This window comes from Acinetobacter sp. YH12072, from assembly GCF_013419565.1.
Lineage (GTDB): Bacteria > Pseudomonadota > Gammaproteobacteria > Pseudomonadales > Moraxellaceae > Acinetobacter.
In genome coordinates, this window is the sequence record NZ_VOZV01000001.1 from 154,519 (window position 1) to 171,908 (window position 17,390).

Consider the following 17,390-nt stretch of genomic DNA (forward strand, 5'->3'; position numbering starts at 1 on the left):
TATTTCAACAAATAAATGAAAAATAATTCTTTTGAAATAAGTATTCTAGGTTTTAAGGCTCATAAAATAAACAAAAATTGCTGAAATTAGGCGCTGCTAAAGTCTTGCAAGACTTAAGTCTAATGAATATTTTTTGCTCTTATTGCTGATGTTTTAGACAAAATCCAATTTCAAAAATTAAAAAATAAAATATAAAATACAATAACTTATAAAAAATTGATCAATATATAATTAGACTTTCATCTACATATTTTTTAAATAAATAATGATAATTCTTGCAGAATATTGGATTAATTTTTCGAAGCCCACTAATCTTTAGCTATCCCAACGGATCGTCGAAAATCTGAACAAGTCATTGAGGGTGTGATTTGAGCGGTTCGTTGCAGAAAAATCCTAATATTAATACAGGAATATATCATGACTACATACCAAACAGCGATTGATGCAATCCGCGAATTAAAAGCGAAATTCGGTAACACTTGGGCAGACATCAGTCCTGAAGATGCTGCGCGTATGCAACTTCAAAACCGTTTCAAAACTGGTTTAGACATTGCTAAATATACAGCGGCGATTATGCGTCGTGATATGGCTGCTTATGATGCAGACTCTAGCAAATACACTCAATCACTAGGCTGCTGGCACGGTTTCATCGCTCAGCAAAAAATGATTGCGAACAAAAAATACTTCGGTACAACTGAACGTCGCTATATCTACCTTTCTGGCTGGATGGTTGCTGCACTTCGTTCAGAATTCGGTCCTCTTCCTGACCAATCTATGCACGAAAAAACTTCTGTTCCTGCATTGATCGAAGAAATCTACACATTTTTACGTCAAGCTGATGCGAAAGAACTGAACGACCTGTTCCGCGCACTTAAAAAAGCTCAAGACGCTGGTGATACAGCTAAAGCTGCTGAAATCACTTCACAAATCGACAACTTCCAAACTCACGTTGTGCCAATCATTGCGGACATCGACGCTGGTTTCGGTAACGAAGAAGCGACTTACTTACTAGCTAAGAAAATGATCGAAGCGGGTGCTTGTGCACTTCAAATCGAAAACCAGGTTTCTGACGCGAAACAATGTGGTCACCAAGCTGGTAAAGTTACAGTTCCACACGAAGACTTCATCGCGAAAATCCACGCTCTTCGCTATGCATTCCTTGAAATGGGTCTTGACGACGGTATCATCGTTGCACGTACTGACTCTGAAGGCGCTGACTTGACTCAAAAAATCCCAGTGGTTAAAGAGCCAGGCGACATCGCTTCTCAATACATCAGCTACTTAGACACTCAAGAAATTGACATCTCTGAAGCACAAGAAGACGAAATCCTGATCAAACGTGATGGCAAACTTCACCGTCCTAAACGTCTTGCTTCTGGCTTGTACCAGTTCCGTGAAGGCACTCAGATCGACCGCGTTGTACTTGACTGTATCACTAGCTTACAAAACGGTGCTGACCTTCTTTGGATCGAAACTGCGACTCCAAACGTAGCTGAAATCGCTCACATGGTTAACCGTGTACGTGAAGTTGTGCCAAATGCGAAACTTGTTTACAACAACTCTCCATCATTCAACTGGACACTGAACTTCCGTCAACAAGCGTACGACCGTTGGGTTGCTGAAGGTAAAGACGTATCTGCATACGACCGCGCTAAATTGATGAGCGCTGAGTACGACGATTCTGAATTGGCTGCTGAAGCTGACGAAAAAGTACGTACATTCCAAGCAGACGCTTCTCGTGAAGCAGGCGTGTTCCACCACTTGATCACTCTGCCTACTTACCACACAGCTGCTCTTTCTACTCACGAGCTTGCTCAAGGTTACTTCGGTTCTGAAGGTATGTTGGCTTATGTTGCTGGCGTACAACGTAAAGAAATCCGCGGTGGTATCGCTTGTGTGAAACACCAAGCAATGGCTGGTTCTGACATCGGTGACGACCACAAAGAAATCTTCGCTGGTGACAACGCGCTTAAAGCGGGTGACGATGCGAAAAACACAATGAACCAATTCTCTGCTTAATCAGCTCTGAATCGATTCTAAAAAAACCCTGCGCAAGCAGGGTTTTTTTATGCCTAAAATAAAAATAATAACCTTATAAATTGTTGAAATAGCTAGATGAAAGGCAAAATCTTCATATTTTCTTCATGATTCAATTTTATACATATTTTTCTGTGATCAAGCCTTGCATTCTCTAGGCCACTGCCTGAATATCCTTAAGCTGACTCAATAATGCAACGCTTTCCATAATTCATTAAATTCAAAGTGATTCAGACTTATGCTGTCTAAGTTTTTCATTCATCGTCCTATTTTTGCAGGTGTGCTGGCCATTGTAGTCATGGCCATTGGACTTTTTGCGGTGATGAATTTACCTGTTGAACGTTATCCGGATATTGCACCGCCTCGTATTACTGTGGCAACAACCTATACCGGTGCATCTGCAGAAACAGTAGAAGAAAGCGTGACCCAGGTGCTGGAACAGCAAATTAAAGGTATCGACCGCTTGCTGTATTTCAGCTCAAGCAGTGATTCCTCAGGTCGAAGCCGGATCAGCATCAGTTTTGAAAATGGTACCGATCCAGATACAGCACAAGTACAGGTTCAAAATGCGATTAACGGGGTTCTCAATCGTTTGCCAGATGATGTCCAGCGACAGGGCGTGAATGTCTTCAAATCTCTTGGCGATACCCATATGGTCATCGGTTTGTATGATGAGTCACGGCGTAGCAGCAATATTGAACTGTCTGATTATTTGACCACGCATCTGGAACAGGATATTTCCCGAATTGATGGCATTGGGGAAGTGGATGTTTTTGGTTCACAGTTCGCAATGCGCATCTGGCTGAATCCAGCAAAATTGAAACAATATAACCTGATGCCAAGTGATGTGCGGGCAGCGATTGAATCACAAAATACTCAAGTGGCAGCCGGCGCAATTGGGGACTTGCCAACAGCCGATGATCAGTATCTGAATGCCAAAGTCACATCAGGCAGCCGTTTAAAAACAGTCGAAGAATTTGAAAATATTATTGTGAAGTCTGCCCGGGATGGTAGCTTTATCTACTTAAAAGATGTTGCACGGGTTGAATTGGGTGCGGAAAATTATCAGTCATATAGCACCACCAACGGCTATCCTTCTGCCGGTCTGGGCATTTCACTGGCCTCCGGTGCCAATGCAATTGCGACGTCGAGTCTGATCAAGGCTGAAATCGAGCGACTCTCCCAGCAGTTGCCGGAAGGCTATAAAATTGCCTATCCGCGTGACAATACACCGTTTGTTAAAGAATCGATTAAAGAAGTCGTTAAAACTTTATTCGAGGCGGTCATTCTGGTCGTCATCGTGATGTTTATCTTCCTGCAAAACTGGCGTGCCACCTTAATTCCGACTGTAACTGTGCCTGTAGTTTTACTCGGAACCATGGCAGTACTTTATGTTTTGGGACTGAGTATTAATACGCTGACTTTGTTTGCCTTAGTACTGGCCATTGGCTTGCTGGTCGATGATGCCATTGTGGTGGTAGAGAACGTTGAACGTCTGATGCATGAGCAGCAGCTTACAGCCAAAGAAGCAGCACTGGAATCCATGCAGGAAATTAGCGGAGCATTGATCGGGATTACCCTGGTTTTAACCGCGGTCTTTATTCCCATGGCATTCTTTGGTGGCTCAACCGGGGTGATCTATCGTCAGTTCTCGATTACGCTCGTGGCAGCGATGTCTCTGTCGCTGATGGTCGCACTGATTCTGACACCTGCACTTTGTGCGCTGATTCTAAAACCAAATCCAAAACCTGCCAAGTGGGCGAGTTGGTTTAACCAGAAACTGGATGGTTTGAAGCATCGTTATCTGAAAGTTTCTAATGTCACTCTACAACATAAGGCCATTAGTCTGGTGCTGTTTGCCGGATTGCTCTGCGTATTTGCTTTATTTTATCGCGCCTTACCCACCAGCTTTTTGCCGAGTGAAGACCAGGGTATTCTGAATCTGCAAATCCGGCTGCAGGAAGGCGCGCCAATGAAAAACACCATTCAGGTCGGTGAGCAGATTCGTCAGTATTTTCTGGAAGAAGAAAAGGACAATATCGACTTGGTCATGCTACGTTATGGCCGTAACTTCTCAGGTACCGGTCAGAACCTGGCGACCGGTTTTGTTGCCTTGAAGCATTGGGATGACCGTGCTGGAGAAGAAAATACCGCGCAGGCGATTCGTGAACGTGCTATGAAGCATTTTCGCAGTAACCGCGATGCTCAAGTCAATATCAGCATGCCGGCTTCAGTGAATGGTTTAGGTCAAACCGACGGCCTGGATTTCTGGATTCGTGATATTAACGGTAATGGCCGTCAGTATCTGGAAGAGCAGTTCCAGAATATGCAGGCTGGAGCAGCTCAATATAGTAGCTTTGAAAATCTGGATAAGCGTTCCAATCCGGAAAAAGCCGAACTGAAAGTCAATATTGACCAGAAACAGGCTATGGCCAATGGTCTGAGTCAATCCGCAATCAACAGTACGCTTTCAGCGGCCTGGGGGGGTAATTATATTAATGACTTTATTGATCGTGGCCGGATTAAACGGGTGATTATGCAGGGCGATGCAGAATTCCGTTCCAAACCTGAAGATCTGGCGCAATGGCATGTACGTAATGACCTGAACGAGATGGTGCCTTTCAGTAATTTCGCTCAGGTGGACTGGAGTGGTGGTCCTGAGGTGGTCAACCGTTTTATGGGCTATACCTCGCTGCAAATGCAAGCGGATATGGTCAAAGGTTCCAGTTCTGGTGAAGCGATGCAAGATGTTGAAAATCTGGTGGCAGAACAGGATGGCATTGACGTGGTCTGGAGCGGTTTATCCTTTGAGGAAAAACAATCCAGTAATCAGGCAATCTGGTTATATCTGGTGTCGATTGGTTTCATTTTCCTGTGCCTGGCCGCTTTATATGAAAGCTGGACGATTCCGACTGCGGTCATGTCCGCTATTCCTCTAGGGATTGGTGGGAATATCATTTTTAGTTTTCTGGCAGATTTTCCGAATGATATTTACTTCCAGATTGCTTTGCTGACCACGATTGGTCTGTCCTGTAAGAATACAATTTTAATCGTAGAGTTTGCGGCATTGGCTCAGGAAAAAGGTAAATCGGTAGTTGAAGCTGCACTTGAAGGTGCTTCACTGCGCTTGCGCCCAATCCTGATGACATCTCTGGCCTTTGGTGCTGGGATTCTGCCACTGGTCTTTGCTTTTGGTGCTGGTGCAGCCAGTCGTCGTGAGATTGGAATCAGTGTTTTTGGTGGAGTGATCTTTGGAACGATACTGGTGCTAATTTTTATTCCATTTATGTACGTTTTAATTCGCCAAATGACGATGAAGAAATCACATACATAATATCAATTGAGAATATAGCATTCTAAAATCCCCGTTATAACGGGGATTTTTTTATCGGAAATAAAAAGGTAAAGATTGGCTTAAATTTAAGCATGGTGTGAAAATTGCTATAGAAATCATCTATTCATGGCGTGTGCATCCTAAAGATGCATTTGATGGGGATTTCTGATTTATGTTGTCGCGCTTTTTTATTTATCGTCCCAAGTTTGCAGCGGTCATTGCAATTTTAATGATGGCCCTTGGGGTATTTGCACTTCAAAAAATTCCCATTGAACATATGCCAAATATGGATACGCCAGCTTTAGGCGTTTCCGCAGGTTATCGTGGTGCATCGGCTGAAACAGTTGAGCAATCGGTGACCCAGATTCTGGAACAGGCGGTAAAAGGCATTGAAGGTCTGGAAACTTTTCACTCCAGCAGTTCGGTGGGACGGGCCCAACTTACGCTGCAATTTGAGCCAGGAGTCGATCTTGATCAAGCCCAGTTACAGGTTCAAAACGCCGTGAATGGTGTATTGAGCCGCTTACCTGAAGAGACGCAGCAGGGCGGAGTCAATGTTTATAAATCAGGGTATGACCAGTTTGCACTATTAAGTTTATATGATGAGAGTGGGCAGAGTAGCGTTACCGAACTTTCAGATTATTTGATGGTCCACGTCGAACCGCGTTTGTCACGTATTGAAGGTGTAGGGGAAATTGACCTGTACGGTGCAGGTTATGCCATGCGGATTTGGCTAAATCCGCATAAGTTGCACCAGTTTAACCTGATGCCAAGCGATATCCGTAATGCCATTGAAACTCAAAACGCGCCACTGGCTTCAGGCGCAATTGGTGGTTTGCCGACGATGCAGGATCAATATCTCAATGCCAAGGTCAGTGCCGGTTCACATTTAAGCAGTGTGAAAGAATTTGAAAATATCATCGTTAAAACCACAGATTCCGGTTCATTGCTGTATTTAAAAGATGTGGCACGGGTAGAACTAGGTGCAGAAAGTTATAACCACATTAACTATACCAACGGACAGCTCTCTTCAGCTTTATCGATTACTTTGGCGCCGCGGAGTAATGCTATTGCCGTGTCCAAACAGATTCAAGACGTATTAAAAAACGCTCAGGCCAATTTGCCACCGCACTACCAGTTGCAAATGACCATGGACAAAACTCCATTTATTACCAGCTCAATTGAACAGGTAGCTAAAACTCTGGTTGAAGCCATTATTCTGGTCATTGTGGTGATGTTTATCTTCCTGCAAAACTGGCGTGCCACGATTATTCCGGCCGTTACGATTCCGATTGTGGTTTTGGCGACCTTTGCAGTGCTGTATGTCTTGGATATGACTCTGAATAGTTTTACCTTATTTGCCCTGATTTTAGCCATTGGTCTGCTAGTCGATGATGCCATTGTAGTGGTGGAAAATATTGAACGCCTGATGCAGGACGAACATCTGGATGCCAAAGCGGCTGCCTTAAAATCCATGCAGGAAATGAGTGGAGCACTGGTCGGTATTACGCTGGTACTTACTGCAGTATTTATCCCGATGGCTTTCTTTGGCAGTATTACTGGGGTGATTTATCGTCAATTTTCCCTCACTTTGGTAGTGGCGATGTTGCTGTCTTTATTCGTGGCCTTGGTCATTACCCCGACATTTGCGGCACAATTATTGAAACGCAAATATCATCAGGCTCGCTGGGCGCAGCGCTTTAACCATGGCATGGATCAGCTCAATGCCGGTTACCAAAAAGTTTCAGCTCGAAGCATGCAATTGAAATTCACGATGTTGGCACTGTTTGGTGTGTGCATAATGGGCTGCGGCTGGGTATATAAGCATTTGCCGGAAGGCTTGATGCCCACCGAAGACATGGGCTTTGTCATGGGGCAGATCGTCATGCCTGGCAACGCACCGCGTTCAGAAGTCGAAAAAGTCGGGCGTGAAGTACAAGACTATTTAATGAAACATGAATCAGAACGCATTCAGAGTGTAGGCGTCTGGTATAGCGGCAACAACGTTGGTGTAGGCCCGTATCGTGGGCAGCTCTTTGTGGTATTAAAAGACTGGGCTGAACGTAAAAATCCTGAAGATTCGGTCTTTGCCATTGTCGGTCGAGCACAGAAACACTTTGCCAATCATGCCAATGCCCAAATTTTCTTTATGGCGCCTTCCATGTCGAGTAATGGTCGTGTAGTCGATTTCTGGTTGCAAGACCTGGATTATAAAGGAGCTGAATTTTTACAGGAGGCATTTGGCCAGATTGAAGCACGTGCCCAAGGCAAATCATCGATTGAATTTTTACAGCTGGACCAACCCAAAGAAAGTGCTGAGCTGAATATCAAACTTGATGCAGAACGCGTGTTAAAGCATTCCATTCCTCAGCAAAATGTAAACAGTACTTTGGCCGCAGCGTGGGGTGGAACTTACATCAATGACTTTATTGATCGCGGGCAGATTAAACGTGTGATTATGCAGGGTGAAGCAGAATACCGTTCCAAACCTGAAGATCTGGCCTTCTGGCATGTACGCAATCAAAAAGGTGAAATGCTGTCATTTAACCAGTTTAGCAGTCTGAATTGGCAGGGCGGGCCGAACAGTATTAACCGCTATATGGGCTATAACGCTGTTCCAGTCTATGCCGGGATTCCAAAGGACAAGTTTTCCAGTCAGACCATGCAGGATGTTGAAACATTGGTAGATACTCAGGAAGGCGTGAATCTGGCCTGGAGCGGAGCTGCATTGGAAGAAAAGCGTAGCAGCGGTCAGGCGATTTTTCTTTATGTGATTTCGATTGCCTTTATTTTCCTGTGTTTAACCGCTTTATATGAAAGTTGGACCATTCCTGCGGCCGTGATCAGTGCCATTCCATTGGGCGTAGGCGGCAGTATCTTATTTTGCTGGGTCTTTGGTTTCGCCAATGACATCTTTTTTCATATTGCCTTGCTGACGACGATTGGTCTGTCCTGTAAAAATGCCATTCTGATTGTGGAGTTTGCTGCACAGGCAGAGAAAGCAGGAAAAACCTCAATAGCTGCAGCTTTAGAGGGAGCAAGCTTACGTTTGCGGCCTATTCTCATGACCTCTATTGCATTTGCTGCGGGAGTAATCCCTTTGATTTTTGCTTCTGGGGTCAGTGCGATCAGCCGTCAGGAAATTGGTGCCAGCGTTTTGGGCGGGGTCATTTTTGCAACTATTTTGGTATTATTCTTTATCCCGTTTATGTATGTGTTAATCCGAAACCTGTTTCGTGTCAAAGCAACAAATAAAGTTATACAAATCAATCAGGAAAATGAGGAATACTCACTCTAGGGCGGGTATGTTTCATACCTGCATGGAATGATGGTAGGGAAATGCAGTACCAAGAAAAAATACAGCAACTTCATGAGACTCTGCTGACAGGGGAAAATAATATTCATCAGCTTCTACAAAAGCTAAATATTGCCGATCAGGCCAGAATTTTGTCTGAGCTTGGACCAGCAGAACGCTGTCACCATTTCAAGCAGCTGGAACGTCAGGCAGAAGTACTGGAGTACTTACCACTGGCCATGCAAATCCAGCTGGCCTATCAATTTCCTCTGGAGCAACTGGCCAGTCTGATGGATGCCATGCATTCCGATGACTTCATTGATTTATACAAGCAGATGCCCTGTGAAGTGCAGCAGCAGTTACTTGGAAAATTATCTACCCAGTCGCTACAAACCCTGCGAGAGCTGCATGCTTATCCGGAAGAAACAGCCGGTGCATTAATGAGTTCAGACTTCGTCACGCTTGCTCCCGAACTGAGCATGACGGAGGCGATTGAAACGCTACGTGATATTGCGGGGAATCATGACACTTTATATCTGATCTATATCGTGGATGAGAAACAGCATCTGCTCGGCGTAATTTCCTTAAGGCAAATTATTCAGGCACGGCCGGATGCTACCATTAATGAGGTCATGACCACAGATGTAGTCTATGCCACGGTGGATGAGGATCAGGAGCAGGTCGCCCGTACCTTGGCCTATTATGATTTTATTGCCTTGCCAGTGGTCGACGCGACCCAGAAGCTGGTCGGGATTATTACCTATGATGATGCCATGGATATTGCAGAGGCAGAAAGTACTGAAGATATTTTAAAATCCGGTGCAGTGACGCCTTTGAATGAACTGAGTCTGAAAACCGCACCGATTCTCAGATTGTATCAAAAACGGGTATTCTGGCTGGTCATTCTGGTGTTTGGCAGTCTGCTCTCCGGAATCGGAATTGCCCATTTTGAAGATATTATTTCCACCCATATTGTGCTGGTATTTTTCTTGCCATTGTTGGTGGGAAGCGGCGGGAATGCTGGTTCGCAATCTGCCACCTTGATGGTGCGTGCCTTGGCAACAGGCAATGTGCAGTTTAAGGACTGGTTTAGCCTGCTGGGTCGTGAATCCCTGGTTGCGTTATGTCTGGGTGGAACGATGGCCATTGCTGTATCAATCTTGGGTTATATTCGAGGTGACTGGATGGTCGCCATCGTACTTGCTTTAAGTATGTTAGGTATTGTGCTGATGGGCTGTCTGATTGGCATGAGTTTACCCTTTATTCTCAACAAGCTGAAAATGGACCCAGCCAGTGCATCAGCACCGCTGGTAACGTCGATTTGTGATGCCACTGGGGTGATTATTTACTTGTTTATTGCCTCTCAATTATTGTTTTAAATACCTAGCAATTACAGCTTAAATAGAAAAAATACTTTATGCTCAATTACATCAGCTTCATTTCTGGAAGAACCTATGCCTGATCCCGGACAAAAAAATAAATTGAGCCAACAGGATGTCATTCGTCTGGAGCGGGATCTGGCCAAGTTTGCCAATATGATGGATTCGGTGGTACGGATTCCATTTACCAAGCAGGGCGTCGGGGCAGATGCTGCTTTGAGTACCATTCCGGTAGCTGGAGATATCGCAGGTTTTGTATTGACCAGTTATGCGATTTATAAAGCCCGTCAGATCGGGGTGCCAAGTGAAAAATTAAAGCCAGTCCTGAAAATGGCCGTCATGGATGCTGTGGTCGGCTTTATTCCTGTAGCAGGAACAATATTTGATATTTTTATTCGTCCTAGCCGTAAGGCACTGGATATTGTGCATCAGCATATCCGGGACGAATACCAGATCCGTACCGATCATCATGTGGTACATCCATTTCTGCATGAAAGTTTGGAACGCAGACAACAGCAATCTGCTTTCTGGCGTAATCCTGTGGTGGCCTGGATCTGGATTCATCTACCAGATATCTTAGGAACTTTCTTTTTGATTCTGTTAATTATGGCCATTGGCTGGGGCACAATGCAGCTCTTTCAATGGTTTAAAGCCTGAAGGTTTATAAACCTAAACTTAATAAAAAAGCCTGCAAATGCAGGCTTTTTTCTATCAAGCAATCAATGCGTTGCTTAAGGGCAATCGAGTTGTTGCAAAGCAGCAACACGTTGTTCAATCGTTGGGTGAGTCTGGAACAGTGCCGCCAGACTAAAACCTTGTTCCTGACCAGCAGAAATTGCAAAGGCTTTCATTTCTTTCGGCATAGTATCCGGCATTTCTGATTCCGCCTGTAAACGTAATAACGCTGAAATCATCGCCTGTTTGCCTGCCAAACGTGCACCTGCTTCATCAGCACGATACTCACGGTAGCGTGAGAACCACAGCACGATCGCTGAAGCCATAATACCAAATACGATATCCAGCACAATGGTAATCACAAAATAGCCAATACCCGGTGCCTCACCTTCTTCACGACCGAAGATCGTACGGTCTACAAAGTCGCCAACTACACGGGCAAAGAACATGACAAATGTGTTGACTACACCTTGGATCAAGGCCAGTGTCACCATATCGCCATTGGCAACGTGACCAATCTCGTGTGCCAGTACCGCACGAAGTTCGTCTTTATTCATGCGTTCAAGCAGACCCGTGGACACAGACACGAGCGCATCGTTCTTGTTCCAGCCTGTTGCAAAGGCATTTGACTGATAAGATGGGAAAATACCCACTTCCGGCATTTTAATGCCAGCGCGCTGAGAAAGTTGCGCAACTTCTTGTAATAACCATGCTTCTGCCTGGTTACGAGGGGCATTTGGGTCAATCAGTTCAGTACCGGTTGTTTTTTTCGCCATCCATTTAGACATGAACAGGGAAATCAGTGATCCCACCATACCGAACACAAAACAGATCACCAACAGGTTGCCTAGATTCAAGCCACCCGCGCCATGGTAACTACCGACACCGAAGAGTGACAGGATAATGCCAGCTACAACCAGTACCGCGAGGTTGGTTAGCAAGAACAAACCAATCCGCATCATTGAGAAATCCTCTTATTATAAAAAAATAATCTGATTAGCAAATGAAAATCATTGAAATCAATATGGGGTGAAATGACTAAAAATTCAAGAAAAAAAATGGCCCTAGATCACAAAACACAGCTTTATTTTTTGCTGCATTTTCGCTAAGGCTATTTAGAATCAAATGATTTTGATTTATTTATTCACTTAAATAAATTTTAGCTGCTGCTGTTGCATTCGCCGTTGCATAAGAACCCATCGGTGCATCGGTATAACTGCCATCAGAATTCATAATAATCTGACGCTGATACTTGGCTGCCTGAATGTGTGAAGTACTGCTGCTATCATTGGAGTAGTTCGCTGAACTGGCAATGATGCGGCCTTCACTGGATGATGTGCTAGACGTGGTTGTACTTGCACTCACGCCATGAGTATACAGATTTTGATAACGGCTGGTCACACGGCGTACATAATCCTGAGTCTCCCGGAAAGGCGGGATTCCACCATATTTGCTGACATTGCCTTCACCGGCATTATAGCCCGCCAGTGCCAGGCTGGTATTGCCATTAAAACGCTTTAATAACCAGGCCAGATATTTAGCACCCGCCATAATGTTCTGATGAGGATCATAGGCATTGCTGACATTAAAGCGACGTGCTGTGGCCGGCATCAGCTGCATCAAACCTTGTGCACCCACAGGGGAGCGGGCATGGGTATTAAAGCCGGATTCAGTATGCATGACTGCTTTAATTAAGCCTTCAGACACACCATAAGTCTGGGCGGCCTGACGAATGATCGAATCAAAAGCATTCTTATTCTTGCTATAGCTAGGCAAAACCGACGACTCGCTGCTGCCCCAGTTACTATAGCTATGAATATTGCTATCCGGATAATAAGTCTTCTTTTCGACCTGAAGATGATTATAACGGCTCTTCTTATTGGTCAATAAGGTACTGCCGTTTTTATCACGCAACTGATAGATGGTTTCACCGGCATACACCAAATGACTGCAGCCCAGCATAAGCAAGCTACCGATCAGTTGACACCCCAAGAAATACGTCTTTATTTTCATTGTTTATATTTGATAAATAATAAGCTAGAAAAATTCATGGATGAGTTTAACAAAAAATTACGTAATGCACAGCCTTATACGCTGCATTTATAAACGAGTATGTAAACGGGAACAGCTGTCAATATTTTGAACATTAAAATATTTTTTTTATTTAATTTAAAACCTTAGGGTTGACAGCTTTAAGTTGTTGATTTTAATAATAAAATAAATTGATCAAAAAATGATCAATTTAAAGAAAAGCCTTAAATTTTGAGGTGAACAAGTTGTCAAGTCCATTTCAATCCACAAAGTTATCCACAGCTTTTGTGGACAACTGTGGAAAAGTCCAAAAGATAAGTATCTCGCTTAAAAATTGAACTAAATCGTTCAATATATCAATCTAAATAAAACATGAAAATGAAACTAATATGGCATTTGTATGAAAATAAATTCTTTTGATGCGATACGGAACCGAATCAGCTAAAATTGCGCGGTATTTCTATTTATGGGTTATTCTCGTCTATGTACTCGCCAGTTGAATCCGAGCAAGGATTTAATTTCAAACCTGAACTGCCAACAAGCTCTGCCTACTACCGTTTGTTGAAGAAGCTTCGCCGCCAGGTCGGACATGCCATTCGCGACTTCAAGATGATTGAAGACGGCGACAAGGTCATGGTGTGTATTTCTGGTGGTAAAGACAGTTATACCTTGCTTGATATCCTCCTTCAGTTTAAACGCATTGCACCAATCAACTTTGATGTGGTGGCGGTTAACCTGGACCAGAAACAGCCCGGTTTCCCGGAAGATGTATTACCGCGTTATTTAGAAGAAAATAACATTCCGTATTACATCTTGGAAAAAGATACCTACAGCATTACCAAAAAACTGACACCGGAAGGTAAGACTTACTGTGCAGTATGTTCACGTCTGCGCCGTGGTTCTTTGTACGGTTTTGCTCAGGAAATTGGCGCGACTAAAGTGGCGCTGGGTCATCACCGTGATGATATTTTGGCAACATTCTTCCTGAACCTGTTCCATGGGGGCAGCCTGAAAGCCATGCCGCCAAAACTGCTGTCTTCTGACAAAAAGAATATCCTGATTCGTCCATTGGCCTATGTGGAAGAAAAAGACATCATCAAATATGCACAGATGCGTCAATTTCCAATTATTCCATGTAATTTATGTGGCTCTCAGGAAAATCTTCAACGTGCCATTATCAATGACATGTTACGTGAATGGGACAATGCACATCCAAAACGTCTGCACAGCATCTTTGGTGCCTTGCAAAATGTTTCACCATCTCAGTTAGTTGACCGCGAATTATTTGATTTTGAAATTCTGGATAGCCAGCGCGAATTCGATTTCAAAGGCAGCTGTTCAACTGAAGAGGCGGTAGAAGGTGAGAACCGCCGCATCAATATGGTCAATTTGGGCTTTGCAGCGGACTAATCGACCTATATAAAGTTAAGCCGATACAGGCATGGGCTACGGCCTATGCCTGAATCAAAAATAACACAAGATAAGAACTACAAAAATTGAACGGTGCGTACAAAATTCGTTAGCCTTTGCCATAATGATCATGTTATAACAAGTCACAAGCATAATAGCTTCAACCTGATGTCGTCTGGATAGTCGACACAAATGAATAAATAAATTGAGGAAAGATCATGCCTGCTTTTTTAACTGATGATTGGTTTTCGACTGTAGACACGCTCACTGCACAAGCTGGTGATTTGGATTTGCCACCTGCTTTGGCGAATCTGGCAATTAATTTGGTCGTTGCAGACACTACAGGTAATACAGAATTATCTTTGGAAGGTGGCGCGATTAAAAAAGGTTTGTCTCCAAATGCAAAAACAACATTGAACATGGATGGCGAAACCTTACGTAAAGTTTTCCTTGAGTTTGATATGGCGGCTGCAATGCAAGCCTTCATGACAGGTAAAATCAAAGTGCAAGGCGATATGTCTCAATTGATGGCATTACAAACAGCGAAGCCAAGCCAAGCTCAAAAAGACCTGTTCAAGAAAGTTCTTGAAAATACCACAGCTTAATAGTTTTGATCTAAAAAGCTGTAGTAACAAAAAAGCTTACCCTGAGGTAAGCTTTTTTTTATAGCTGAATATCTGGATTTGAAATGATCAGGCTTAAATATTCACCAGCTGTGGAGTGGTCTTGATGTGTTCCAGATAGGCACGAATACGGGTCACGTATTGCAGGGCCTGACGGTAACGACCATTACTGGCTTTATTCTGTTCCAGATAAGCATACAGGTTTACCCAGTTATTCGGATTCTTGCCTTGGGCCTGAATACGTTTTTGCAGCTGATTCACAGCACCTGGGCCCATGTTATAGGCAACTAAAGCAAACCAGTTACGATCCGGATAAGGGATATGTTCATAACGGCTCAGCATCTGGTCATAGTATTTGGCACCCCCATCAATACTTTCGCCTGGATCTGTCCGGTTACTAACCCCCATCGCTTTTGCGGTAGAGCTTGTGAGCATCATCAGACCGCGGACACCGGTGGGAGATACGGAGTTTGGCTTTAGATAGGATTCCTGGTAACCGATCGCGGCGAGCAGGTGCCAGTCCAGATCGTACTGCTGAGCAGATTTCTGGAAGCTTGCCTTGTATGTGGGGAGGCGCTGGTTCAGGTCCTGTTGAATTTCATCCCAAGAATGTTCTTCTACCACATTCTGATTGTAGAAGGATGCAAGCTGCTTGATCGCACCGCTTTGTTTGCCTTGACATACAAAAGCACTGGCGGTTTGACTCAAGGGATCACTGGCTGATTTAAATACCAGATTCAGATTGGAATTCAGTCCATTACTGGCCAGTGCAGACTCATCACCACAAGTGGCAGAAAAAGCTGTTAAACGCTGTTGTTCAATCGTACCCAGATCAGTGGTGGTCATGGCCAGATTGGCTTTGCCTTGGGCTACCCATTTCAGGGCCGTGGCATTATCCGGAACAGTTTTAAAATCCAGCTTAACATTCAGGCTGTTGGCATAGTTACGAACCAGGTCATAACCAAAGCCATGCTGATGTTGTCCATCCTGAAACACAGTCGTTGGACTTTGAACTGTGACGACGGTGAGTTTGTTGCTATTGACCACATGATCATATTGAAATGTGGTTTTAGTGGCATTGATACTATGAAAGGGGATAAGTGCCGTACTCAGTACCAGTGCTTTTACAGGGAGAGAAGAGATAAAAGAGCTAAGGCAAAGCCTCGACCCAGTGGTTGAACTACTGTGCATGTTGTCTCCGCTACAAGTAATTTATGCCCTAAAAATCACAGCCAATACTAGCCAGAAACTTTTAAAAGTTTGATAAATTCAATAAGGGTTGGGCAGTCATGACGTCATTCAAAAATGACTAAATTGATCGGGAAATATGTAGAAAAACTACATAGATTAAAAAATAAGCGATTCCAAAAGTAGGGTGCATATTAAAGATCAAAAAATGAATTGTCAAATTTTGTACATAATTTATTTTTTAAATGTAATTTAAGTTATTAAATTTATTGAAGAAAAAAATTGCATATTCTGGCTTGTCCTAAAACTCCAAATAAAATAAGCTCTTAATGTCTAAAAACTGGTTCAAAATTGGCAATTAAAATACATGAAATCTAACCTGATTACCCGTGGTGGACATGATAAATTGGTGGCAGAACTTAAAAATCTCTGGCATGAAGAACGTCCTGAAATTACCAAAAAAGTGAACTGGGCAGCCAGTCTCGGCGACCGTTCGGAAAACGCAGATTACCAGTATAACAAACAGCTTTTACGTAAAATTGATCGTCGGGTTCGTTATCTGGGCAAGCGTTTGGAAGAGCTGCGAATTGTCGATTTTTCTCCTGAACAGGAAGGCAAAGTTTATTTTGGTGCCTGGGTCGAAATTGAAAATGAACAGGGTGAGCAAAAGAGCCTTCGGATTGTGGGCGTCGATGAAATTTATGATCATCATCCGCAGCATATTTCGATTGATTCACCCATGGCACGTGCCCTGTTAGGCAAGTCAGTGGATGATGAAGCTGAGGTGATGACACCATCCGGCAAGAAACTCTGGTTTATCAATTCAATTCGCTATGAAAAGCCAGAAAATTCAGAAGATTAATGAAATTGATTTTATTTTGTGCAGTTGATGCAGAGAAATTGGAAAAATATTTGCCAAGCGCAATTTTTATTTATATGATGGCGGCCATGGAAGCGTGGCAGAGCGGTTTAATGCACCGGTCTTGAAAACCGACGAGGGCTTATACCCCTCCGTGAGTTCGAATCTCACCGCTTCCGCCAGATACGAAAACCCCGATCATTGATCGGGGTTTTTATTTTTAACTCATTAAAATGATTTTAAATTTTCATTGTTCAAAATGATGTGAATATTAAGGCTAAATTCATTCTGAAAATAAAAATATCAGCCCCTAAATCTTATGTATAAAATTTTATCTACTCTAAAATTTTCGTCTGATTTTTAACTGAATGAACTGATTTTTACAGAAGTTTTGCGAAAATTTATTGCCAAAAAACAGAAATATTTATATGATGGCGGCCATGGAAGCGTGGCAGAGCGGTTTAATGCACCGGTCTTGAAAACCGACGAGGGCTTATACCCCTCCGTGAGTTCGAATCTCACCGCTTCCGCCAGATACGAAAAACCCCGATCATTGATT

The 17,390-nt window shown here is 43.5% G+C and carries 11 protein-coding genes and 2 tRNA genes; 10 read left to right on the forward strand and 3 right to left on the reverse strand.

The annotated features are described in order from the left end of the window. Positions 1-417 precede the first annotated feature (417 nt). The 5 genes from FTU19_RS00820 to FTU19_RS00840 all read left to right on the forward strand — a co-directional run bounded on the left by FTU19_RS00820 (position 418) and on the right by FTU19_RS00840 (position 10,702). Positions 418-2,019 (forward strand): isocitrate lyase, encoded by a 1,602-nt coding sequence (locus FTU19_RS00820; protein WP_159123482.1) that lies wholly within the window; start codon positions 418-420, stop codon positions 2,017-2,019. A 256-nt stretch (positions 2,020-2,275) separates the two neighbouring features. Further along, positions 2,276-5,371, forward strand: a complete 3,096-nt coding sequence (locus tag FTU19_RS00825; RefSeq protein WP_180129892.1) for a multidrug efflux RND transporter permease subunit — start codon at positions 2,276-2,278, stop codon at positions 5,369-5,371. A gap of 172 nt (positions 5,372-5,543) precedes the next feature. Then, complete coding sequence (locus FTU19_RS00830) at positions 5,544-8,669, forward strand: efflux RND transporter permease subunit (protein ID WP_180129895.1); 3,126 nt, start codon at positions 5,544-5,546, stop codon at positions 8,667-8,669. A gap of 41 nt (positions 8,670-8,710) precedes the next feature. Next, positions 8,711-10,045 carry a magnesium transporter gene (gene mgtE / locus FTU19_RS00835; protein ID WP_159123485.1) on the forward strand — a complete coding sequence of 445 codons (1,335 nt, stop codon included), beginning with the start codon at positions 8,711-8,713 and terminating at the stop codon, positions 10,043-10,045. 75 nt (positions 10,046-10,120) lie between these two features. Further along, the gene (locus FTU19_RS00840) at positions 10,121-10,702 is read left to right on the forward strand and encodes a DUF4112 domain-containing protein (RefSeq protein ID WP_005236796.1); all 582 of its coding nucleotides are present in this window, start codon (positions 10,121-10,123) and stop codon (positions 10,700-10,702) included. 74 nt (positions 10,703-10,776) lie between these two features. Here the strand turns inward: FTU19_RS00840 and htpX are convergent, their stop codons facing one another. Together htpX and FTU19_RS00850 are read right to left on the reverse strand one after the other, a co-directional pair. After that, positions 10,777-11,682, reverse strand: a complete 906-nt coding sequence (htpX, locus tag FTU19_RS00845; RefSeq protein ID WP_005236795.1) for a protease HtpX — start codon at positions 11,680-11,682, stop codon at positions 10,777-10,779. A gap of 178 nt (positions 11,683-11,860) precedes the next feature. Continuing rightward, positions 11,861-12,733 carry a lytic transglycosylase domain-containing protein gene (locus FTU19_RS00850; RefSeq protein ID WP_216070704.1) on the reverse strand — a complete coding sequence of 291 codons (873 nt, stop codon included), beginning with the start codon at positions 12,731-12,733 and terminating at the stop codon, positions 11,861-11,863. A gap of 501 nt (positions 12,734-13,234) precedes the next feature. Here FTU19_RS00850 and ttcA point away from each other — a divergent pair. Together ttcA and FTU19_RS00860 are read left to right on the forward strand one after the other, a co-directional pair. Continuing rightward, positions 13,235-14,161, forward strand: coding sequence for a tRNA 2-thiocytidine(32) synthetase TtcA (gene ttcA / locus FTU19_RS00855; protein ID WP_005236792.1), 927 nt, complete (start codon positions 13,235-13,237; stop codon positions 14,159-14,161). Between the two features lie 218 nt (positions 14,162-14,379). Further along, on the forward strand, positions 14,380-14,766 hold the full coding sequence (locus FTU19_RS00860) for an SCP2 sterol-binding domain-containing protein (RefSeq protein ID WP_004784757.1): 387 nt from the start codon (positions 14,380-14,382) through the stop codon (positions 14,764-14,766). A 93-nt stretch (positions 14,767-14,859) separates the two neighbouring features. Here the strand turns inward: FTU19_RS00860 and FTU19_RS00865 are convergent, their stop codons facing one another. After that, positions 14,860-15,975 (reverse strand): transglycosylase SLT domain-containing protein, encoded by a 1,116-nt coding sequence (locus tag FTU19_RS00865; RefSeq protein ID WP_179992802.1) that lies wholly within the window; start codon positions 15,973-15,975, stop codon positions 14,860-14,862. A gap of 364 nt (positions 15,976-16,339) precedes the next feature. Between FTU19_RS00865 and greB the strand changes: the two genes are divergently transcribed. From greB to FTU19_RS00880, 3 genes are all read left to right on the forward strand, one after another. After that, a complete protein-coding gene (gene greB / locus FTU19_RS00870; RefSeq protein WP_159123487.1) occupies positions 16,340-16,834 on the forward strand; it encodes a transcription elongation factor GreB in 495 nt (164 codons plus the stop codon). Positions 16,835-16,922: 88 nt separating this feature from the next. Continuing rightward, a tRNA-Ser gene (locus FTU19_RS00875) sits at positions 16,923-17,013 on the forward strand. Between the two features lie 260 nt (positions 17,014-17,273). Next, positions 17,274-17,364: transfer RNA gene (locus tag FTU19_RS00880), tRNA-Ser, on the forward strand. Positions 17,365-17,390 lie beyond the last annotated feature (26 nt).

Coding starts and splice junctions, on each gene's coding strand:
- htpX (WP_005236795.1), bottom strand. CDS start 11,682: ATGATGCGGATTGGTTTGTTCTTGCTAACCAACCTCGCGGTACTGGTT.
- FTU19_RS00860 (WP_004784757.1), top strand. CDS start 14,380: ATGCCTGCTTTTTTAACTGATGATTGGTTTTCGACTGTAGACACGCTC.
- FTU19_RS00830 (WP_180129895.1), top strand. CDS start 5,544: ATGTTGTCGCGCTTTTTTATTTATCGTCCCAAGTTTGCAGCGGTCATT.
- FTU19_RS00840 (WP_005236796.1), top strand. CDS start 10,121: ATGCCTGATCCCGGACAAAAAAATAAATTGAGCCAACAGGATGTCATT.
- ttcA (WP_005236792.1), top strand. CDS start 13,235: ATGTACTCGCCAGTTGAATCCGAGCAAGGATTTAATTTCAAACCTGAA.
- FTU19_RS00865 (WP_179992802.1), bottom strand. CDS start 15,975: ATGCACAGTAGTTCAACCACTGGGTCGAGGCTTTGCCTTAGCTCTTTT.
- FTU19_RS00850 (WP_216070704.1), bottom strand. CDS start 12,733: ATGAAAATAAAGACGTATTTCTTGGGGTGTCAACTGATCGGTAGCTTG.
- greB (WP_159123487.1), top strand. CDS start 16,340: ATGAAATCTAACCTGATTACCCGTGGTGGACATGATAAATTGGTGGCA.
- FTU19_RS00825 (WP_180129892.1), top strand. CDS start 2,276: ATGCTGTCTAAGTTTTTCATTCATCGTCCTATTTTTGCAGGTGTGCTG.
- FTU19_RS00820 (WP_159123482.1), top strand. CDS start 418: ATGACTACATACCAAACAGCGATTGATGCAATCCGCGAATTAAAAGCG.
- mgtE (WP_159123485.1), top strand. CDS start 8,711: ATGCAGTACCAAGAAAAAATACAGCAACTTCATGAGACTCTGCTGACA.